This is a genomic window from Aureimonas sp. D3 (genome assembly GCF_001463805.1).
GTDB classification, from domain to species: Bacteria; Pseudomonadota; Alphaproteobacteria; order Rhizobiales; family Rhizobiaceae; genus Aureimonas; species Aureimonas ureilytica_A.
Genome location: NZ_BBWM01000064.1, coordinates 20182 through 41722 on the forward strand (window position 1 = coordinate 20182; position 21541 = coordinate 41722).

At 66.9% G+C, this 21541-nt stretch carries 15 protein-coding genes; 9 read left to right on the forward strand and 6 right to left on the reverse strand.

The genetic code is table 11. The features are described 5' to 3' along the window. Positions 1 to 11 precede the first annotated feature (11 nt). Both AUL36_RS19715 and AUL36_RS19720 read right to left on the reverse strand, forming a co-directional pair. Positions 12 to 1610: an ABC transporter permease gene (locus AUL36_RS19715; RefSeq protein WP_082655966.1), complete on the reverse strand. Its 1599-nt coding sequence runs from the start codon at positions 1608 to 1610 to the stop codon at positions 12 to 14. A gap of 101 nt (positions 1611 to 1711) precedes the next feature. After that, positions 1712 to 2695: an ABC transporter substrate-binding protein gene (locus AUL36_RS19720; protein WP_062223599.1), complete on the reverse strand. Its 984-nt coding sequence runs from the start codon at positions 2693 to 2695 to the stop codon at positions 1712 to 1714. A 411-nt stretch (positions 2696 to 3106) separates the two neighbouring features. Between AUL36_RS19720 and ilvD the strand changes: the two genes are divergently transcribed. Then, the gene (gene ilvD / locus AUL36_RS19725) at positions 3107 to 4951 is read left to right on the forward strand and encodes a dihydroxy-acid dehydratase (protein ID WP_058634437.1); all 1845 of its coding nucleotides are present in this window, start codon (positions 3107 to 3109) and stop codon (positions 4949 to 4951) included. 105 nt (positions 4952 to 5056) lie between these two features. Here ilvD and AUL36_RS19730 read toward each other — a convergent pair whose 3' ends face one another. The 3 genes from AUL36_RS19730 to htpG form a co-directional block, all read right to left on the reverse strand. After that, a complete protein-coding gene (locus tag AUL36_RS19730; protein ID WP_062223525.1) occupies positions 5057 to 5275 on the reverse strand; it encodes a hypothetical protein in 219 nt (72 codons plus the stop codon). A gap of 94 nt (positions 5276 to 5369) precedes the next feature. After that, on the reverse strand, positions 5370 to 5537 hold the full coding sequence (locus AUL36_RS23980; protein WP_156418497.1) for a hypothetical protein: 168 nt from the start codon (positions 5535 to 5537) through the stop codon (positions 5370 to 5372). Positions 5538 to 5996: 459 nt separating this feature from the next. Then, positions 5997 to 7880, reverse strand: coding sequence for a molecular chaperone HtpG (gene htpG, locus AUL36_RS19735; protein WP_062223527.1), 1884 nt, complete (start codon positions 7878 to 7880; stop codon positions 5997 to 5999). A 268-nt stretch (positions 7881 to 8148) separates the two neighbouring features. On the opposite strand from htpG, the gene AUL36_RS19740 reads away from it, so the two are divergent. The 4 genes from AUL36_RS19740 to AUL36_RS19755 all read left to right on the forward strand — a co-directional run bounded on the left by AUL36_RS19740 (position 8149) and on the right by AUL36_RS19755 (position 13253). Further along, positions 8149 to 9927 carry a GGDEF domain-containing protein gene (locus AUL36_RS19740; protein ID WP_192843872.1) on the forward strand — a complete coding sequence of 593 codons (1779 nt, stop codon included), beginning with the start codon at positions 8149 to 8151 and terminating at the stop codon, positions 9925 to 9927. Positions 9928 to 10480: 553 nt separating this feature from the next. Continuing rightward, complete coding sequence (locus AUL36_RS19745; protein ID WP_062223531.1) at positions 10481 to 11284, forward strand: ABC transporter ATP-binding protein; 804 nt, start codon at positions 10481 to 10483, stop codon at positions 11282 to 11284. 14 nt (positions 11285 to 11298) lie between these two features. Further along, complete coding sequence (locus tag AUL36_RS19750; RefSeq protein WP_062223601.1) at positions 11299 to 12255, forward strand: ABC transporter substrate-binding protein; 957 nt, start codon at positions 11299 to 11301, stop codon at positions 12253 to 12255. Next, positions 12252 to 13253, forward strand: a complete 1002-nt coding sequence (locus AUL36_RS19755; RefSeq protein WP_062223533.1) for a FecCD family ABC transporter permease — start codon at positions 12252 to 12254, stop codon at positions 13251 to 13253. Before AUL36_RS19750 ends, AUL36_RS19755 begins: the two co-directional genes overlap by 4 nt. A 44-nt stretch (positions 13254 to 13297) precedes the next feature. Here AUL36_RS19755 and AUL36_RS19760 read toward each other — a convergent pair whose 3' ends face one another. Further along, the gene (locus tag AUL36_RS19760; protein ID WP_082655956.1) at positions 13298 to 14749 is read right to left on the reverse strand and encodes a deoxyribodipyrimidine photo-lyase; all 1452 of its coding nucleotides are present in this window, start codon (positions 14747 to 14749) and stop codon (positions 13298 to 13300) included. A 260-nt stretch (positions 14750 to 15009) separates the two neighbouring features. On the opposite strand from AUL36_RS19760, the gene AUL36_RS19765 reads away from it, so the two are divergent. The 4 genes from AUL36_RS19765 (at position 15010) to AUL36_RS19780 (ending at position 21158) form a co-directional block, all read left to right on the forward strand. After that, a complete protein-coding gene (locus AUL36_RS19765) occupies positions 15010 to 16926 on the forward strand; it encodes a sigma-54-dependent Fis family transcriptional regulator (RefSeq protein ID WP_062223535.1) in 1917 nt (638 codons plus the stop codon). 142 nt (positions 16927 to 17068) lie between these two features. Then, the gene (locus AUL36_RS19770; protein ID WP_062223603.1) at positions 17069 to 18142 is read left to right on the forward strand and encodes a 2,3-butanediol dehydrogenase; all 1074 of its coding nucleotides are present in this window, start codon (positions 17069 to 17071) and stop codon (positions 18140 to 18142) included. 48 nt (positions 18143 to 18190) lie between these two features. Then, the gene (locus AUL36_RS19775; protein ID WP_062223605.1) at positions 18191 to 20020 is read left to right on the forward strand and encodes a flavin-containing monooxygenase; all 1830 of its coding nucleotides are present in this window, start codon (positions 18191 to 18193) and stop codon (positions 20018 to 20020) included. 154 nt (positions 20021 to 20174) lie between these two features. Further along, positions 20175 to 21158 (forward strand): asparaginase, encoded by a 984-nt coding sequence (locus AUL36_RS19780; protein WP_062223537.1) that lies wholly within the window; start codon positions 20175 to 20177, stop codon positions 21156 to 21158. Positions 21159 to 21541: the final 383 nt, after the last annotated feature.

Sequence of the window (21541 nt, forward strand, 5' to 3'; positions counted from 1 at the left end):
AGAGCCGGCGCTCAATCGGTCCAGGGCAGCGCGCCCTTGGGCAGACGCGGGGCGAGCATCGAGCCGAGCGCCATAACAGCGAGGATCACCACCACGGTCACGCTGGCGAGAGCGGCGGCCAGCGGCGCGCGGCCGGCATCGTCCAGATTGAACACCGCGACGCCCAGCGTCTCGTTTCCGGCCGACCAGAGCAGCGCTGAAACGGTCAGCTCGTTGAAGGCCGTCATGAAGACGAGAATGGCCCCCGCCGCCGCCATGGGCGCGACGAGGGGCAGAACGATGGTGCGCAGGCGAAACAGGAAGCCCGCCCCGGTCATGCGCGCCGCCTCGTCCAGCGCGGGGTCGAGCTGGCTGACGCCGGCCACCACGGGGCGCAGTTCCAGCACCAAAAAGCGCGCGAGATAGGCGAGGAAGATGATCCAGATCGTGTTGTAGAGGCTGAAGTTCAGAAGCGGCAAAGGCTTTAGAAACAGCAGGATCGCCGCGATGCCGAGCACGATGCCGGGCAGGGCATAGGGAATGTCGGCGGCCGCCGAGACGAGGCGCAGAAGCCGGCTTTTCCGCCAGACGAGCAGCACGCCGAGCGGGACGACGAGGCAGGAGAGAAGCAGCGCCGCGCCCAGGGACAGCGCCGCCGAGTTGCGGAAGGCGCGGATCGTCATGTCCTGGCGCAGCAGCACTTCGGCATAATTGCCGAGCGTCGCGGTGGCGGGGCCGAGCGGCACGCCGTAGGCAGTGACGAGGGAGGTCGCGAGAAGTCCGATCAGGGGGGCTGCGACCATCACCAGCATGAGGGCAACCACCAGCGCCTCCACCGCCCCGCGCCAGCGGCCGAGGCGGAAGGGCTCGAGAGCTGCGCCCGAGCCGGACAGGCGATAGTCCCGCCCGCGCAGGGCCAGCCCCTGGAGCGCCAGCCCGCTAAAGGCGACGAGGCCGACGATAACGGACAGAACCGCCGTTTCGCCGATGATCGCGGGGCCGAAGCCGGCAAGGCGCTGGTAGATCAGCGTCGGCAGGACAGTGTAGCCGGCGGGAATGCCGAGAAGCGCGGGAATGCCGAAATTGCCGACCGCCGAAACGAAGGCGATGGCCGCACTCGCCACCAGCGGCGGCGTCATGACCGGCAGGATGATCGTGGCGAGCACGCGGCCCCGGCCGGCCCCGCAGGCGCGCGCCGCTTCCACGAGATCGCGCGGCAGGGCGCGCAGGCCCGCGCGCACCGACAGGAAGACCAGCGGCGCGTGCTGGACGCCGAGCAGCACCATGATGCCGCCCGCGCTGTAGAGCGGATTGGGCGAGCCAAGCTCCGGGGCGAGACCCAGCGTATTGAGAAGCGGGCTGGCCGGGCCGAACAGCTGCGCCCAGGCGAGCGCCGTCACCTGCGGCGGGATCATCGCCGGGAGAAGCGCGCAGAAGGTCAACACCTTGCGGCCACGAATGTCCGTCAGCCCGACAAGAAGCGCCAGCGTCAGGCCGATCAGGACGGCGATCAGCGTGCCGACGGAGGCCGTTGCCAGCGTGTGGCCGGTGGCGATCCAGGTCGAGCGCGCTTTGAGCACGCCGAGCGCGGGGCCGAGATCCACCCGCCCACCGGGCAGAACGGCTTCCATCGCCAGCCGGACGAGCGGCAGGATCGACAGAAGGGCGACGATCAGGGCGAGCGCCCCGATCGTCCAGCGCTCAGTGGGCGTGGCTCTCAACGCGTCTTGCCTCAGCCGCCGAAGAGTTCGGAAAAGCGCTTCTTGTTCTCGGCCTCGTCGGCCAGCGCCTTGGCCGCGTCGAAGGGCAGGAGCTTGATCGTGTCGCGCGCGGGGAAGCCCGCCGGGCCTTCGATGCCGCTGCGCGCGGGCAGATAGCCTTGGCGGGCCGCCAGCTTCTGGCCGGCTTCGCTGAGCAGGAAGTTGACGAAGAGCTTGGCGCCGTCCGGGTTCTGGGCGGTCTTCAGGATGGCGACGGGCTCCGTCACCGCCGACACGCCTTCAGTCGGGAACACGAAGCTCACCGGCGCGCCCTTGGCCGCTTCCCGGATGGCGAGATAATCGACGATCACGCCGTAAGCCTTTTCGCCGCCGGCCACCGATTTCATCACCGCGCCATTGCCACCGCTGGCGCTCGTGCCCTCCTTGGCGAGCGTTTCCAGATAGGGCCAGCCGAACTCGGAATTCTGCGCCAGCGTCGCGACATGCACCAGCGCCGCGCCCGAGGTGAGCGGGCTCGGCATGGTGGTCTTGGCGGCGATCTCGGGCTTGAGCAGATCCTTCCAGGCGCGCGGCGCTTCGCCAGCCCGCGTGTTGGCCACCAGGCCGGTGGTGATCAGCTTGGTGGAGAAATAGGTATGGTCCTTGTCCACCAGCGCGGCGTCGAAGCCCTTGGTGTCGGCCTCAGGGAAGGGCAGGAGCCGCCCGTCCCGCTTCAGCCCTTCCATGGTCACGCTATCGGCGATCAGAAGCACGTCGGGCTGCGGCGCGCCGGCGGCGAACTCGGCCTGGAGCTTCGCCATCACCTTGGTCGTGCCCTCGCGCACCCATTCCACCGTGATGTCGGGATGCTCGGCCTTGAAGGCATCGACGGTCGCCTGCGCGTCCTCGTTCGGCTGGCTCGTGTAGAGCGTGAGCTTGCTCTCGGCCAAGGCGGGGCCGGCAAGAGCGAGGACGGCAAGAGACAGACTGGCGGCAAGGCCGAAGAGGCGTGACATGGACAAGTCCCCCATAGGTCGAATGCGCCCGGAAAGCGGGGGCAAACGGATCGTTTCGGCGGCCTTACGCAGCCCGCATGACATCAGCGTGAACCTCACGCGGGCGTGATCGACGCGCTGTGGGTCCATTCGAAGGCCAGAGATAGCACGCGGAAAGGCCATTGGGTCCGGGCCGCATCCGATTACACACAACGAGGTTCGGGCGCTCGACCACGTCGGTATGGGTCAAGCGCGTCGCTCATGCTTGAGAAGCCCTGCCGAACCGCGCATCGGCCCGGCAGACCGCGCCGCCCGACCCGCCGTGCAGCAGTCATTTCCCAGCGCCAAGAAAAACATCGGACCACAGACAGTTGGAATGATTCAGGAATAGGTGTAATGGCGGGTACGCCCACCCGGGCACAGGAGGTTTTCATGCCCGCATATCGTTCCCGCACGACCACCCATGGCCGCAACATGGCCGGGGCCCGTGGCCTCTGGCGCGCCACGGGCATGAAGGATTCCGACTTCGGCAAGCCGATCATCGCCGTGGTCAATTCCTTCACGCAGTTCGTGCCGGGCCATGTGCATCTGAAAGACCTCGGCCAGCTCGTCGCCCGCGAGATCGAGGCGGCCGGCGGCGTCGCGAAGGAGTTCAACACGATCGCCGTCGATGACGGCATCGCGATGGGCCATGACGGCATGCTCTACTCGCTGCCCTCGCGCGAGCTGATCGCCGACTCGGTCGAATACATGGTCAACGCGCATTGCGCCGACGCCATGGTCTGCATCTCGAACTGCGATAAGATCACGCCGGGCATGTTGATGGCCGCCATGCGCCTCAACATCCCCGCCGTCTTCGTCTCGGGCGGTCCGATGGAAGCGGGCAAGGTCGTCTGGCCCGACATGACCGAGAAGAAGCTCGACCTCGTGGACGCGATGATCGCGGCCGCCGACGACCGCATCTCGGACGAGGACGTCAAGACCATCGAGCGCTCGGCCTGCCCGACCTGCGGTTCCTGCTCGGGCATGTTCACCGCCAATTCCATGAACTGCCTGACCGAAGCCCTCGGCCTGTCCCTGCCGGGCAACGGCTCGACGCTCGCCACCCATGCCGAGCGCAAGCGCCTCTTCGTCGAGGCCGGCCATCTCGTGGTCGATCTCGCGCGCCGCTATTACGAGCAGGACGACGCTTCGGTTCTGCCGCGCTCCATCGCGAGCTTCGCCGCCTTCGAAAACGCCATGACGCTCGACATCGCCATGGGCGGCTCGACCAACACGGTGCTGCATCTGCTGGCCGCCGCGCACGAGGCCGAGGTGGACTTCACCATGGCCGATATCGACCGCCTGTCGCGCCGCGTTCCCGTTCTCTGCAAGGTCGCGCCGTCGATCGCGAACGTCCATATGGAGGACGTCCACCGCGCCGGTGGCATCATGGGCATTCTGGGCGAGCTCGACCGCGCCGGCCTTCTCGACACCTCGGTCGGCTCCGTCCATGCCGAAAATCTCGGCGCCGCGCTGGAGCGCTGGGACATCAAGCGCACCGAAAGCCAGACCGTTCGCGACTTCTTCCGCGCCGCGCCCGGCGGCGTGCCGACGCAGGTCGCCTTCAGCCAGGACCGTCGCTTCGACACGGTGGACGACGACCGCGACGCGGGCGTCATCCGCAATCTCGAGCATGCCTTCTCGCGCGACGGCGGCCTCGCGGTGCTTTACGGCAATCTCGCCGAAGACGGCTGCATCGTGAAGACGGCGGGCGTCGATGAATCGATCCTGAAATTCACCGGCCGCGCGCGCGTTTTCGAAAGCCAGGACGCCTCGGTGAAGGCGATCCTGTCCGGCCAGATCGAGCCGGGCGATGTCGTCCTGATCCGCTACGAGGGCCCGCGTGGCGGGCCGGGGATGCAGGAAATGCTCTATCCCACGAGCTATCTGAAGTCGAAGGGCCTCGGCAAAGCCTGTGCGCTTGTCACCGATGGGCGCTTCTCGGGCGGCTCGTCGGGTCTGTCGATCGGCCACGTTTCGCCGGAAGCGGCGGAAGGCGGCCTGATCGCGCTCGCCGAGGAGGGTGACCGGATCGAGATCGACATCCCGAACCGCTCCATTCATCTCGCGGTGGAGGACGCGGAACTCGCGCGCCGCCGCGCCGAGATGGAAGCCAAGGGCCGCGACGCCTGGAAGCCCGCCGAGATCCGCAAGCGCAAGGTGACGACCGCGCTGAAGGCCTATGCCTCGATGACCACCAGCGCCGCCAAGGGCGCGGTGCGCCAGCTCGACTAACCCCTTGAAGCCGCGCCGACAGAGCGTGGCTTACCTAAAGATATGCGAAAGGGCCGGTCCGCCGCGAGTGGACCGGCCCTTTCGCATGACATAAGTCTGCGTCGATCAGGCGCTGACGCAGGCCCCTTGTTCGGTGGCATTGGCCTTAAGCGCTTCCGACGCGACCGCCGCGCTGGGCAGGGCTGCATCTGATCGGCGAGGATGTACGAAGACACGCGTCACTTCGCGATAGGCCGCGATCTGATGATGCCGGATGCCGCCCTCGGCCTGATTGCGTTCCCAGACGGTGGACGGACGATGAACGATGCGAACAGTTCGTGACATGAGTTCCAAGGCTCCTTCTGAATCCCTAACCTCATGATGTCCTAACGAAAACGCCGCCCGATCGTTGCGATCCGAGACGGTGGCTGGCCACCGATTACAAGCTCTCGGTGTGACGTGGCGTCACCTTGAGATCCGCCATGCGGTAGACCCTGCCCGCGCCATGCGAGCCGTTGATGCGCCGTTTTGTGTCGCGGATGTCGATGACGCCGCGATAGCCGCGCCTTTCGCTGAGGCCGTGCTCACCAATGTCGTGCACGGCCACTGAAAATCTGCTGGCGCCGCCGCGAAGCGAAAGCGGAGATCGCGGGGGGCGGAGCTGCTATTCGAATCGAACATCCCTTTGCGGATCGTATCATCCGCCCAAGGCTGCGACGTATCGTGTGAGATGATCGACGGGTTTTCGCCTTGCGGTCCGGGGCGGTTGTGATCTCGGCGTCGAGAGGAGCATAAGCCCGGCCTATGGCGCGACGGTCGGTCAGGCTCGCCGCATGTTCAACTCGGCGCCGCGGAGAATCATTCAATCCGGTCTGGTGTATAAGACGCGCTGCCTCCTGCGTCGAAGCGGGCGGGGTCATGCAAGATTTCGAATGCGCACGCCATGAAAAGGGCGCTCCCGTCCAACGGCATCTTGCGCAACGCTTACATGCTGAAACGGCGAGCGCATCGAAGCGCTCGCCGCTTATGGAGAGGCCGTTAGCCGGCTTCGTCTCTTTGATCCGCCTCAGCCCGCAGCGCGGGTCAGAACGCGGGCGAGACGGGCCGAGAAGCCGCGCGGGTCGAGGGGCGCTTCGCCGTCCGCGATGCGCGCCTCGTCGAACAGGAGATGGGCCGCGTCCTCGCGAAGGCTTGTCTCGCTTTCGCTGAGCCGGCTCAGTCGTTCCACCAGCTCGTGGCGCGGGTTGATCTCCAGGACGGGCTTCGACGGGGCGGGCGCGCGACCGGCGCTCGCCAGAAGGCGCTCCAACTGCCGGTCCATCCCCGTGTCGGGCGCAACGAGGCAGACCGCGCTTTCGCGCAGGCGTTCGGACGCGCGCACATCCGACACGCTGTCGCCGAGCACCGTCTTGGCGAAGGCGATGAAGCCGCCAACCTCGTCGGACACATCGGCGCTGTCCGCCTCGCCCTCGGTCAGCTTGATCTTGCCGAGATCGGCGAGACCCTGCGTCACCGAGCGGAAGGGCTTGCCCTCGTATTCGATGCCGCCCGTGACCCAGAAACTATCGACATGATCGGGCAGGAGCAGGACGTCGATGCCGCGCGCCCGGAAGCCCTCCAGCTGCGGCGAGGCGAGAAGCCGGTCGAGATCGGTGCCGACCGCGTAGTAGATCGCGTCCTGACCTTCTTTCAGGTTGGCGACGTAATCCTTCAGCGAGCGCCATTCGCTCCCCGAACCCGTGGTCTTGAAGCGGGCGAGCGACAGCAGCGCCGCGCGGCGGCCGTAATCCTCGTAGAGGCCCTCCTTCAGCACCGGGCCGAATGTGTCCCAGATCTTCAGGTAGCGCTCGGGCTCCTTGTCGCTGAGCTTTTCCAGCTCCGACAGGACGCGGTTGGTGACGCCCTTCTTGATGGCGGAGAGCGCGGGGCTTTCCTGGATCATCTCGCGCGAGACGTTGAGCGGCAGGTCGGCCGAGTCCACGAGGCCTCGCACGAAGCGCAGATAGCGCGGCAGGATCTCCGCCTCGTCGGTGATGAAGACGCGCCGGACATAAAGCTTCAAGCGCCCGGCGCGGTCGGGGTCGAACAGGTCGAAGGGCTTCGATTCCGGCACGAAGGCGAGCACGGAATATTCGTGCAGGCCTTCGGCGCGGTAATGCAGCGTCAGCGCGGGCTCGTCATATTGTCCGGCGAAGGAGCGGTAGAAGTCGGTGTAATCCTCCGGCTTCAATTCGGATTTGGGGCGCATCCAAAGCGCCGCGCCGTCCGCGATCTGGCGCGGCTCGGCATCGGGCTTCTCCTTCAGCCAAATGGGCACCGGCACATGGCCGGACTGCGACTTGATCGTGGATTCGGCCGTGTAGGCGTCCGCGTAGGTCGCCGCGTCCTCCTTCAGATGCAGCGTGACGCGGGTGCCGCGCGCGGGCGCCTCCGCCACGTCCACCGGCTGGATCGTGTAGGTGCCGAGCCCGTCCGAGCGCCAGCGCCAGGCCTGATCGGAGCCCGCGCGCCGCGTCACGACCTCCACCTCGTCCGCCACCATGAAGGCGGAATAGAAGCCGACGCCGAACTGGCCGATGAAATGGCTGCCTTCCGCCTCTTTCGAGCCGGCGACGCGCTCCATGAAGGCCTTGGTGCCCGAGCGCGCGATCGTGCCGAGCGCCTCCGACAGGTCCGCCTCGCTCATGCCGATGCCATTGTCCTCGATGGTCAACTGCTTGGCCTCGGGGTCAAGCGTGACATCGATCCGGAACGGCGCTTCGCCCGGCATCAGGGAGGCGTCGCTCAGGGCCTCGAAGCGCAGCTTCTCGCAGGCATCCGCCGCATTGGAGATCAGCTCGCGGAAGAAGACGTCCTTGTCGGAATAGACCGAGTGCACCATGAGGTGCAGCAGCTTGGCGACATCGGCCTCGAACGGGCGGGTTTCGGGCGCAGCGGTTTCAACAGTCATGGTCGCGTTCCAATAGCCTCCGAATGGGGGGTCGTGGCGCGAGATGGCGGTACCGAGCGCGCTTTTCAAGCGGGGGCGCAAGGCGCGGCCCGCGTCGTCGCGCCGAAAGGCCTATGCTGCAGGGGCGGCGCGGGCTTCCCATTCTGGGGAAATAGCGCTCGGGCCCGCTTGGATTCAGGAAAATTTCAAGCCTGCTGTTGAAATTATCGAACGCTCTCTAGACCTCGAAGGTGGTATGCCGCTCGGCCCTTCCCGCAAGCCCGTATCGTTGAAGAGATGGCTTCGGCTGTCGCTGTCGGGCTTTGCGGCCAGTCTCATCCTGGCTATGGCTTGGGGCGTTTGGCCCCTTCTGCTGAAATTTCAGGAGGGCGAGCGCAATCTCCATGCCATCAAAGCCTACCATCTGCTTCTGACGACCGCCAATCGCATCTCGGCCGAGCGGGGCCCATCCAACGTCGTCATGTCGATCGAACCGGGATCGGACGCCGCCGCAACCCGTCGACTGACCGAGTTTCGTGCCGTGACCGATCTGTCGCTGGACACTGCGCTCGGTATGGATCGGCAGTGGGCGGAGCCCTTCATCTTCCAAGCGATCGCCCAGACCATTTCAGACGCCCATGACGAACTGGTGGCCGCCCGTGCCGAGGTCGATCGGATCGCCGCCATGCCAGCCGGCAGCCGCTCGCGCGAGGACGTGCGCCAAGCCGTGAATGGCATGATCGAGGTGGTGGACCATTACCAGGGCGCGCTCGACACGGGGGCGCAAGCCCTTGCGCTTCTGGGACCGATCGTGGCCGGTTCCACGATGGTGGCCCAAAGCGTCAGCGACCTGCGCGAGTTCGGCGGGCGCATCGCCTCCCATATCATTCCATCCGTCTCCCGCGGCGAAAGGCTGACGGAAGACGAGATCGAACGCTTCTATCGCGCTGAGGGACGGCTTCTGGAGATCAATCGCCTGCTCGGTACGCAAAGGCTGTTTTCTGCCGATCCCGAGTTTCAGCCGCTGGCCCAGGACATCGGCCAGCAGTTCTTCGGGCAAGGGTTGGGACTTCTGCGGCGGATCGTGGCGGAAGGGAAGGCGGGGGCGTCCTATTCCATCGAACCGAGCCAGTTGACGGCGCTTTACGTGCCGCATCTCAAACCGCTCGAAGACATGCGCAATCTCTACCTGTCGCACATGATCGGCATGTTCGAGGAGCGCCGCGCGACGGCTTTGAGCCGCCTCGGCTTGACCCTTCTGGGTTCGCTCTTGTGCCTTGGCGCGGCCTTCTGGTTCCTGGGTTCGGTTCGGCGCAAGATCCTGCTGCCGCTTCTGACCGCGCAGGAGGCGGTCGTCTCGCTGGCCGGCAATCGTTCGATCGAACGCATGAGCCTCGACAGTTCGATCAGCGAGATGCGCACGCTCTTTTCAGCCGTGTCCGTGCTGGCCACCAAGATCAACGAGCGTCGGCGGTTGATGGAGGATCTGCGCGTCCAGGCCGAAACGGATCGGCTGACGGAACTCGCCAACCGCCGGGGCTTCGACAGCATGACGGAAGATGCGCTGCGCCATGGCAGGGCGGGGCATCTCGGGATCATGTATTTCGATCTCGATCACTTCAAGAGCGTCAACGACAAGCTGGGGCATCAAGCCGGCGACGCGCTTCTGGTCGAAGTGGCGAACCGGCTGCGTAGCCAGTGCGATGCCCGCGTGTGCCTGGCTCGCCTCGGCGGGGACGAGTTCGCCGCCCTCGTTCAAGGGCTGGACGAAGGCGAGCAGCGCGGGCTCGCCAAGCGCATCGTCGGCCGACTGGCCGAAGCGTTCGAGATCGACGGCCATCGCACGCATATCGGCGTCAGCATCGGCATCGCCATCTGGCGCGATGCGCATCTCGATTTCGCAACGCTCTGTCGGCAGGCCGACATGGCGCTCTACGAGGCCAAGGCACAGGGGCGCAACGGGTTCCGCGTCTTCCATCCGCGCATGGAGATGGCCTTTCGCGAACGAGCGATCGAACAGGCGGCACGAATGGAGCACGAACGTGGCGGCCTCGACGCCGCCGCCTGACGCCCACCCCCGGTCAGTGTCGAACAGGATTGCATCGGGTTCGTCGACACTCCCCGGACCTGCCCGAGCGCGTCTCCCCGACCGGACGGCGAAAGGCGACGCTCGACGTCCGCGTCCTCTTTCCGGCCCGTTGCCGAGCGTTTCCGCCGCTCTCGAACGAAGCCGTGATCGCGCCGCGCTTTGCGCCGCGCGGCCTCTGGGTTAGAGCCTGCCGGGTGAGAGGCATCACTCTGCTTCGCTCATCCGACCCGGCTCTGCGCCGACCGACCCCCAGCGCCGAAAGGATCGGCTTCCCAGAGATTCTTTCGCGATCCCCCCTGATGGCTTCGATCCCGTTGATGCTGCGGTTCCCCCATGCGGCGTCCGTCTGCGTGGGGCAGATTTCTCGCCGAAGGCGTGGTCTCCCCGCGCCGAGCAGGGGCTTGCAATGTTATAATATAACATCGTAAAGCCCTTTTGCCGGTCGAGGTTCATTCCTCGCACCCAGCCTCACCCCCCTGTTCGTCCCTGACGTGCTCCCGTTCAGGCTCGAAAATCTGAAGTTCGCAGTGCCATGTCATCCAGCCCGCTCGCGCCCGGCCGCATCGATCTCGCCGGTATCGACTTCTGCGCGCGGGACGGGCGCGGCATCCTGCAAGGTCTCGATCTCGCGATCGAACCGGGCGAGCGGCTGGCCGTGGTCGGGCCCAACGGCGCGGGCAAGACCTCGCTTCTGCGCCTCGTCTTTGCGCGCCTTCGGCCGACGCGCGGCCGGGTTTCGATCGACGGGCGCGACCTCCAGGCGATCGCGCCGCTCGAGCGGGCGCGGCGGATCGCGGTGGTCGGCCAGAGCGACCTGCCGGACGGGAGGCTGACCCTCGCCGACTATATCGGGCTTGGCCGCATCCCCCATCGTGCTCGCGCCACGGCGCGCGAGGATCGGGCGGCGGTGGGCGATGCCATGGCGCTGGTCGGCTTGTCCGGTCTCGAGAGCCGGCGGCTGGACAGCCTGTCGGGTGGCGAGCGCCAGCGCGCCGGCATCGCGCGGGCGATGGCCCAGCGCCCCTCGATCCTCGTTCTGGATGAGCCGACCAACCATCTCGACCCCCGCGCGCGGGCCGACATGCTGGCGCTGGCGCGCGACCTCGGCATCACCGTGGTCGCCGTCCTGCACGATCTCGCGCTTGTCTCGCCCTTTGCCGATCGGGTTGCCGTTCTGAGCGCCGGGCGGCTTGTCGCCCACGGTCCTCCCATGGAGGCGCTATCGGCCGAGACGGTGCGCGCCGTCTTCGCCATGGACTGCTTTCCCTTCACCAATCCCGCGACGGGCCGGTCGCTCCTCGTGTTCGACACGCCGCCCGACGCTTCCTCACGATAGGACGACGCATGAAGATGTCCGCCCTTCTGACCGGCCTTGCCGCCGCGCTCGCCGCCACCTCTGCCTACGCCTTTCCTGTGAGCGTCGAGAATTGCGGGCGCACGCTGACATTCGACAAGGCACCGACGCGCGCCGTCGTCCACGATCTCAACATGAGCGAGATGGCCTTCGCCCTGGGTCTCCAGCCCAATATGGCTGGCGTCACCGGCGTTTCGGGCTGGTACAAGACGACGCCGGCCTTCGACGCCGCCAAGGGCTCGATCCCCGAACTCGCGCCCAAATATCCGACAATGGAGACCCTTCTGGCGGCCCAGGCCGATTTCTTCTTCGCGGGCTGGTACTACGGCATGAAACCCGGCGGGGAGGTGACGCCCGACACGCTGAGCGCCAAGGGCATTCCGACCTATGTCCTGACCGAAAGCTGCGCGCAGGTGGACAAGGCCCGGCCCCGCGCCTCGATGGACCTTCTCTACACCGACGAACTGGCCCTCGGTACGATCTTCGGCAAGGATGCCAAGGCGAAGGAACTCGTTGACGGTTGGGAAGCGCGCATCAGTAAGGTGAAGGAGGCTGTAAAGGGCGAAGCGCCGGTCTCGGTCTTCCTTTACGATTCCGGCGAGGACAAGCCGTTCACGGCGGGCAAGTTCGCCATGCCGACCGCGCTGATCGAGGCGGCGGGCGGCACCAATATTCTCGGCGATCTCGACATGAGCTGGGGCACGACATCCTGGGAGGATGTCGCCGTCAAGAACCCGCAATTCCTGATCCTTCTCGATTATCAGGACGGCGCGGGCTACCGGAAGCTTTTGGACTTCCTCAAGGCTCATCCGGCGATGAAGGAAACCGACGCGGTGAAGAACGAGCGCTTCCTGCCGCTGCGCTACGAGCAGATCACGCCGGGTCCCGCCAATATCGACGCGGTGGAAGCGCTGGCCAAGGCGCTGCATCCCGCGCGCTTCCCCGCGAAATGACGCGCCGGGTCATCGGCCTCTGGAGCGTCGGAACGGCGCTCCTCCTCGCCCTGGCGCTCGCCGGCATCGCCTATGGCTCGACGCCGCTGCCGCTGGCTGACGTGGCGCGCGCGCTCGCCGGCGCGGTCGGGCTCGGGCCCGAGGCGTCGGGGCCGGTGGCGCGCATCGTTCTCGACCTGCGCCTGCCGCGTGTGCTTCTGGCGATCTGCGTCGGGGCGGGGCTGGCCGTCGTCGGGGCGCTGCTTCAGACCACGACCCGCAACGATCTGGCCGACCCGTTCCTGTTCGGCCTGTCGTCGGGCGCGGCGGCGGGGGCGGTCTCGGTCATTACCCTGTTCGGGGATCGGCTCGGCGTCTGGACGCTGCCGGTCGCCGCCTTTGCCGGCGCGCTTCTCTCGGCCGCCGCGGTTCTGGCGCTTCTCGCGCGCGAGGGCGGCAAGGCGCCGGAGCGGCTGGTGATCGCGGGCCTTGCCGTCTCCTTCCTCTTCGGCGCGCTCACCACCTGGCTCGTCTTTGCCGGAGACCAGCGCGCGGCCTATTCCGTTCTGTTCTGGACGGCGGGCGGCCTGGGGCTCGCAAGCTGGAGCAATCTGCCGCTGGGCCTCTTCGGCGCGGCGCTGGCGCTCGGAACCGGTCTTGCCTGCCGCAACCGGCTGGACGCGCTTCTGGCCGGCGAGGAAACGGCCCATTCGCTCGGGATCGATGTGGCGCGCCTGCGCCTCACCATCTTCGCGCTTTCGGCGCTCTCCACCGCCGCGCTGGTCGCCCTGTCCGGCGTCATCGGCTTTGTCGGGCTGATGGTGCCCCATCTCGCCCGCGCCTTGGTGGGCCTGCGCCATGCCTGTCTGATCGCGACCTCGGCGCTGATCGGGGCCATCCTGCTTCTGGCGAGCGATCTCGCCAGCCGGGTCGTTCTTGCGCCGCAGGAATTGCCGGTCGGCATCGTCACCTCGGCGCTAGGTGCGGCGTTCGTTCTCGTTCTTGTCCTAAGACGATAGGCGGGTCGCCTTTTGTTTCACGTGAAACGCGCCGGTGGCTCCTTTCAGACAGCCTTGGCTTTCGTTCGCTTCAGCTTGGGCGGCGTCTTTGGCTTGCTTGCCGCGTCGGCCCGCTCCGCCGCGCATAATTCTTCGACCGTGCGCTCATAGGCTTTGGCGTCGATCTTGCGGATCGAGTTCTCGCTTTGATAGCGCACCGTTCCGAAGATCGGTCGCCGTGCCCAAGGCCGGTCGTGCAGCCCATAGACCCAAGCGACATTGGTGAAGGAATTGGCGTCGCGCCCGTCGAGGAAGTAGCGGTTGTTGAGGCGCAGCGTGCGCTGGAAGCCCTCCTCCGGCGTCTTCGACCATTCGAGGATCTTCTTGCCCCAGTACATGCGCAGGTGATTGTGCATAAAGCCGGTCTCGCGCATCTCGGCCATGGCGACGTTCCAGGCATGGTCGTGGGTCCGCCCTTCCGCCAGCTCGTCGTCGCTATAGAGATGGGGCCTGATGTCGCCGCTCTTTTCCTCCAGCGTCTGGCGCGCCCAGGCCGGCACGGCGCTCTCGTAGCGGTCGTAATGCTCGGTGTGGTGGACATGGTTCATCGCCAGCTCGCGCCGCACCACGATCTCCTCGATATAGGCGTCTTTGTCCTCGGCGCTGCCGGTCTTGGCGGCCCGCACGGCGAGCGCGATCTCGACCGGCGAAATCTGGCCGAAATGGAGGTACGGGCTCATATGCGAGGCCGCGCCCGCTTCCGGCTTTCCGCGCTCGGCTCCATAGCGCGCGAACGGGCCGTCGAGATAGGCCTTGAGCCGCCGCCGCGCCTCGCTCTCGCCACCGCGAAAGCGCTTCACGGGCGGCACGGAGCGGTCGAGGTCCATGCCGGCCAGAACCCGCTCGGGGTCCGACATGTCGATCGCATGGGCGAAGCTCAAGCCCTCGGCGGAGTGCTTCACCTTGTGATGCGGCAGCGGGTTCAGGAACTCGTCCAACTGCTTGCGGATCTTGGGGCGCAGGGTCCGCGCGGCGTGCTCGTGCTTGGTGGAGGCTTGATCCACAGGCACGACGACATCGCCCTCCACCTGCACCACACGGGTCTTCGCGCCCTTTACGATCTCGGCGTACCACTGTTTCTGGATCGCGAGATAACCCCGGTCGAGCACCAGAAGCGCGGCCTTGCGCGACAGGTCCAGCGCGATTGCGGCAGGCGAGGCCTTGCGCAGCACGAAGCCGACGCCGCGCTCCGCAAGGCCCTTCGCTGCGTCCGCCAGCCCTTCCAGAAGAAAGGCGTAATGGCGCGCATTGGCCTCGGGAAATCCGTTGGACCCGTCCAGCAGGCCGAAGCAGGCCACGACCGGCAGGCCGAGCCGGTTCGCTTCCTCGATGGCGAGTTCCAGCGCCGGGTTGAAGCGCGACCGGTTCGCCTGTTGGAGGAGATAGAGGACATAGCGCCCCGCCGCGTTCGGCTCGGCTTCGTTGAGAACGCGAATGCGCGCCGGCTCGATCGTCATGGGCAGGAGTCTCGCTGAATCAGGGCCTCCCGCTCTTTGTAGGGCGACTCAGCATCGGCGGCAGGCCTCGCGGCGACCTGTCGCTTTCCAAGGGCCAATCGCAGTCGCCGCCCGCCTCTTGGCGCTGGCCCGGTCCCGTGCCAGACTGCCGGGCAAAACGGGAGGACGGCGTATCGGCACTTGGCGCGGGATCGTCGCGGGAGGCCCTTGGCGGGCGGCCGGCGGTCCTGTCCTGAGCAACCGGCGCCGCGTTCGAGCCAATGGCAGCTGCGGCCGCGCATCAGCATATTCACGAGATCGAGACCGTCGCGCTCGGTGCGGCCTCGCGGCGGGATGAGGTGGTCAGCCATTCCTGGCGCCGCTGCATCGAGACCTATCGTCTCGACCCCTCGCGCGCCTGCGAGGCCTATATCCTGCCCGAGCCGCGCCTGCGCGAGCATCGACAGCGCTCGGAAGATCTGATCCGCACCGCTCGTTTCGGCCTTGAAACGTTGCACGGGCAGATGGCGGGGCAGGGCTATGTCCTGCTTCTGGCCGATGCGCTGGGTGTTACGGTGGATTTTATCGGCGATCCGACCTTCGACAACCAGCTGCGCCGCGCCGGCCTTTATCTGGGCTCGGAATGGTCGGAGCCGAGAGCGGGCACCTGTGCGGTCGGCTCCTGCCTCGCGACGGGCGAGGCGCTCTGCATCCACCAGAGCGACCATTTCGACCTGACGCATACGCCGCTGACCTGTTCGGCCGCGCCGATCTACGACACGGACGGGACGCTGGCCGCCGTTCTCGACATTTCGGCCCTACGCTCGCCGGAAGCCAAGATCAGCCAGAACCTCGTTCTGCATCTCGTCTCCGCCACGGCGCGGCGGATCGAGCTGGCCAATCTCATGGCGAGCGCGCGGGGCGAATGGGTGATCCGTTTCAGCCGCTCGCCCGAATTCCTCGACGTCGATCCCGACGGCGCGGTCTCGCTCGACGCCTCAGGCCGCGTGGCGGGGCTGACCCATGCCGCGCAGAAGCTTCTGGCCGGCGCGGTCGGGGCCGACTGGCGCGACCCCGGCGCCGTGCTCGGCCGCCCGATCAGCGATTTCCTCCAACTTGCCCTCGACGACCTGCCCGACCTCACGCGAGATCGGCCGAGCGAAAGCCGGCTTCTGGCGGGGCGGGACGGAAACCGCGTCTTCGCCCATGCCATCGCGCCGCCGCGCGTCTCGCCCCGCGCGCTGAAGCCCGCGCCCGGCGCGCTGCCCCCGGCGCTGGCGGACCTCAGCGGCGGCGACCCGGCGATGGATACGCTCTTGGCCAAGGCCGCACGGCTCGCCCGCGCGCCGCTTTCCATCCTGCTGCAGGGCGAGACGGGAACCGGCAAGGAGGTTCTCGCCCGCGCCATTCATCGCAGCCGGGGCGACACCAAGCCCTTCGTCGCCTTGAATTGCGCGGCGCTGCCCGAAAGCCTGATCGAAGCGGAGCTGTTCGGCCACGCGCCCTCCGCCTTTACCGGGGCCAGCGCCAAGGGACGAGCGGGACTGATCGAGGCGGCCAATGGCGGCACCCTGTTTCTGGACGAGATCGGCGACATGCCGCTGTCGCTCCAATCCCGCCTTCTGCGCGTTCTCTCCGAGCGCGAGATCGTGCCGGTCGGCGCGCTCAAACCGATTTCGCTGGATATCCGCGTCATCTCCGCCTCGCATCGCGATCTCGGCGCGCTGGTGCGGCAGGGCGCGTTTCGCGAGGACCTGTTCTATCGCCTGAACGCCGCGACACTGCGCCTGCCGCCGCTGCGCGAGCGACAGGATCTGGGCTGGCTGATCGAGCGGCTGGGCGGCGGCGCGAAGCTTGACCCCGCCGCGCGCGCGGCGCTCCTGCGCCATGCCTGGCCGGGCAATGTGCGCGAGCTGCGCAACGCGCTGGAACTGGGTGCGGCGCTGGCCGAAGACGGCACGATCCGCTTGGCCGATTTTCCCGAAGCCTTGGGCGAGGCACAGCCACAGCCATGGTCTGTGCCTTCGCTCGCCTCCGATGCGCCGCCCGCACAAAGCGAGGCGGAGGACGCCGAGACGCTGCGCGCGCTTCTTCTCGCCTGCCGCTGGAATGTCTCGGAAGCGGCGCGCCGGCTCGGCTGCGACCGCACGACTGTGCATCGCCGGATGCGCCGGCTCGGCCTCGCGCAGCCGCAATAGCCCCGGTGCGCCACACCTGCGGCATCCGCCACAGGCTGCGGCGCGCAGCAGAGCCCGGATTCGCGGCCAAGGCCCGGCGCACCGGGCTTTCGCCACTTGGCATCGCGCTTGCAATCCCTGCGGCGGGAGGAACGCCATGACCATGCAAGCCCTAATTTTTTATGCCGCCAAGGATCTGCGCGTCGAGGAGATCGAGGCGCCGGGCCAGCCCGGCCCCGGCCAGGTCCGCATCCGCAACACGCGGGTCGGCATCTGCGGCACCGATCTGCACGAATATGCCTATGGCCCGATCTTCGTTCCCAAGGAGCCGCATCCCTTCACCGGCGTCTCGGGCACCCAGATCCTCGGCCACGAGTTCGGCGGCACCGTCACCGAGATCGGCGAGGGCGTGACCAAGGTGAAAGTGGGCGACCGCGTGTCCGTCCAACCGTTGATCATGCCGCGCGACAATGAATATTACGCCGATCGCGGCCTGTTCTTCCTGTCGGAGAAGCTGGCGCTGGCCGGCCTCTCCTGGCCATGGGGCGGCATGGCCGAGGCGTCGATCCTCAATGACTACAATGTCTATCGCATTCCCGACGCTATGAGCGAGGAGGAGGCGGCGCTGGTGGAGCCGACCGCCGTCGCGGTCTATGCCTGCGACCGGGGCGGCGTGCGTGCCGGCTCCAGCGTTCTCGTCACCGGCGCGGGGCCGATCGGCCTTCTCACCGTGCTCGCCGCCCGGGCCGCCGGCGCGACCCGCGTGTTCCTGTCGGATCCCAATGCCAAGCGGCTGGATCTGGCGCGCACCATCGACCCCGATCTCGTGACCATCGACCCGACCAAAGAGAGCGTCGCCGAACGTGTGCGCACGGGGACGGACGATGGCGTCGGCGTCGATGTGGCGATCGAGGCCGTCGGCAACGAGCGGGCACTCGGCAATTGCGTGGAGGCCGTGCGCCGGCAGGGCGTCGTGGTGCAGGTCGGCCTGCATCCCGGCCCCTCCAAGCTCGACTGGTTCTCCGTCACCTGTAAGGATATTGATGTCCGGGGATCGTGGGCCTATCCGACGACGTCCTGGCCGCGCGTCATCGATCTGATCGCGACGGGCCGCCTGCCGGCCTCGAAGGTCGTCACCAAGCGCATCCAGCTGAAGGACGCCGTGCGCGAGGGTTTCGACGCCTTGCTGGACCCCGCCGGAACGCAGCTGAAGATCATGATCGATCTCACGAAGTAAGCCGGCTTACATTTTCTGCATTGGTTCGTTTTGGGAGGAATGACCGATATGAGCGAAACTCTGGAACGCCCCGCCGCGGAGCGCGCCGCCAAGGCTCCAACCCGCCATCAGGCGGAAGACTGGTTCTCTCGCTTCGAAGCCGCGCTGGCCGCCAAGGACGCACAAGCCGCCGCCGCACTGTTCGCGACCGAAAGCTATTGGCGCGATCTCGTGTCCTTCACCTGGAACCTCAAGACGGTGGAGGGGCAGGAGGGCGTGCGGGAGATGCTGGAGGCGCAGCTGCCGCATATTGCGGCCTCGAAGTTCCAGCTGGACGAGGAGCCGAGCGAGGACGGCGGCGTCGTCACCGCCTGGTTCATCTTCGAGACCGATCAGGGCCGGGGCCGAGGCCTTCTGCGCCTCAAGGACGGCAAGGCCTGGACCTTTCTGACGACGCTGCATGAGCTGAAAGGCTTCGAGGAGCCGATGAACGAGCGGCGCCCGAAAGGCGCCGAGCATGGCGTCCATGCCGACCGCCAGACTTGGGCGGAGCGGCGCGAGGCGGAGGCGCGCAATCTCGGCTATAGCGAGCAGCCCTATGTTCTGGTGATCGGCGGCGGGCAGGGCGGCATCGCTCTCTCGGCGCGCCTGCGCCAGCTGGGCGTGCCGACCATCGTGATCGACCGGCACGAGCGGCCGGGCGACCAATGGCGCAAGCGCTACAAGTCGCTCTGCCTGCACGACCCCGTCTGGTACGACCACCTGCCCTATATCGACTTCCCCAAGAACTGGCCCGTCTTCGCCCCCAAGGACAAGATCGGCGACTGGCTGGAAATGTATGCCAAGGTGATGGAGCTGAACTATTGGGGCTCCACATCGGCCAAATCCGCCCGCTACGACGAGGCCAAGGGCGAGTGGACCGTCGTGGTGGACCGCAATGGCGAGGAGGTGACGCTGCGCCCCAAGCAGCTGGTGCTCGCCACCGGCATGTCGGGCAAGGCGAACTGGCCGAGCTTTCCGGGCATGGACCGCTTCCGGGGCGAACAGCAGCATTCCTCCGATCATCCCGGCCCGGACGCCTACAAGGACAAGCGCGTCGTCGTCATCGGCTCCAACAATTCCGCCCATGATATCTGCGCCGCCCTGGCGGAGGTGGGAGCGGACGTCACCATGGTCCAGCGCTCGACCACCCATATCGTGCGCTCGGAATCGCTGATGGAACATGGGCTCGGCGATCTCTACTCGGAGCGCGCTCTCGCCAATGGCGTGACGACGCAGAAGGCCGACCTGATCTTCGCCTCGCTGCCCTACCGGATCATGCACGAGTTCCAGATTCCGGTTTACCAGAAGATCGCCGAGGTGGATGCGGACTTCTATCGCGACCTCGAAAAGGCCGGCTTCCGGCTGGACTGGGGCGCGGACGGCTCCGGCCTCTTCATGAAATATCTGCGTCGCGGCTCGGGCTATTACATCGATGTCGGCGCCAGCCAGATGATCATCGACGGGCGCATCAAGCTGAAGGCCGGCCAGGTGGATGAGATCACCGAGACCGGCGTGAGGCTCGACGACGGCACCGAACTGCCCGCAGATTTGATCGTCTATGCCACGGGCTATGGCTCGATGAACGGCTGGGCCGCCGATCTCATCAGCCAGGAGGTGGCCGACAAGGTCGGCAAGGTCTGGGGCCTCGGCTCCGACACGCCGAAGGACCCCGGCCCCTGGGAAGGCGAGCAGCGCAACATGTGGAAGCCGACGCAGCAGGAAGCGCTCTGGTTCCACGGCGGCAATCTCCACCAGTCCCGCCACTATTCGCTCTATCTCGCCTTGCAGCTGAAGGCGCGGATGGAGGGTCTGGAGACGCCGGTCTATGGGCTGCAAGAGGTCCATCACCTGAAATAAGCCGGCAAAGAGGAAGAGAGGGGGGCGGCGATCCGGCCCCTTCGGACTCAGCGGGTCTTGACCGAGGCCAATCGAAACCAGCCCGCCGCGCATGGACGCGGCGGGCGTTTGACCCTATCCCTCACGCTGCTTCGACAGGGCGAAAGGGCAGGGCATGGCGCGCATCCAACTCATCACCACCGGCGGCACCATCGCCTCGCGGCCGGGCGGGGCGCGGGCGGATGTCGTGGCCGAGATGACGGGCGCGGACCTGCGCGCCAGCCTTCACGATCCGCTGGAGGGGATAGACCTCGCGGTGGACGATTTCTGCCGCGTCGGATCGTCCGCCATCGACCTCCCACTCGCTCTCTCCCTAGTGCGGCGCATCGCCGAGCATGTGGCGCGGCCCGATTGCGACGGCGTCGTCGTCACCCATGGCACGGATACGATGGAGGAAAGCGCCTTTCTGGCCGATCTTCTCGTGCCCGGCGACAAGCCCGTGGTCTTCACCGGCGCGCAGAAGAGCGCCGACGCGCCCGATACGGACGGCCCGCGCAACATCGCCAACGCCGTGCGCCTCGCGGCCGCGCCACAGGCGCGGGGGCTCGGCGCGATGATCTGCTTCGACGACGAGTTCCACGCCGCGCGCGATGTCACGAAGACCCACACCTCGCGCACCGACACGTTCCGTTCCGGCGAGCATGGCAAGCTCGGCGATGTGGACGGAACGGACGTGATCGTCCACCGCCGCCCCTTGATCCGCCGCACCTATCCCATGCCCGCAAGGCTCGAAAGCGAGGTCGATCTGGTGAAGCTCGGGCTCGGCACGGGCGACCGGCTGCTCCGCGCGCTGGTGGCCGGCGGCACGAAGGCGCTCGTCATCGAAGGCTTCGGGCGCGGCAATTGCAGGCCCGTCGTGACGGACGCGATCGGCGAGATCGTGCAGAGCGGCGTGCCGGTCATCATGTGCTCGCGCTGCCCGGAGGGGCGCGTGAAGCCGATCTACGGCAATGGCGCGGGCAAGGACGTGGCGCGCAATGGCGGGATCTTCGCCGGTGACTTGGCCGGCGTCAAAGCGCGCATTCTCGCCGCCGTGCTGCTGGGCCTTGGCGAAGGGCCGGAGCGGCTGCGCGCGGACGTGGAGTTCTTCGGCGGGTGAGACCGCTGTCGGAGCCAGAAGGCGACGGCTATCATGCCGTCTCCTGGCATAAAAGTCGGAGGGGCGAACTCCTTCGATCATGGGCCGGTCAACGCTTCGCCCTCTGCCGCCGATCTCGGGTCGCCTCCGCAGTCCATCTCGTGAGGAAGTCTTGGAGCGTCTCACAGAACCTCGCGGGGTCGGTCTGTCGGCGGTTCGGCTCCATGGCGTCGTTGCCGATGCTTGGCCCTGCGCTGCATAGGGTTGTGCTCCGCTCCTCGAGCTAAAACCAAATCCCTTGACAGCCCTGCGACCCAAGATTCTGTTCTCTGCTCCGATTCAGGCGCTCCCCTAGACGGACTGAACCGCTTCGCTCTTCCCTCGCTATCTCGCGCCTCCCTTTG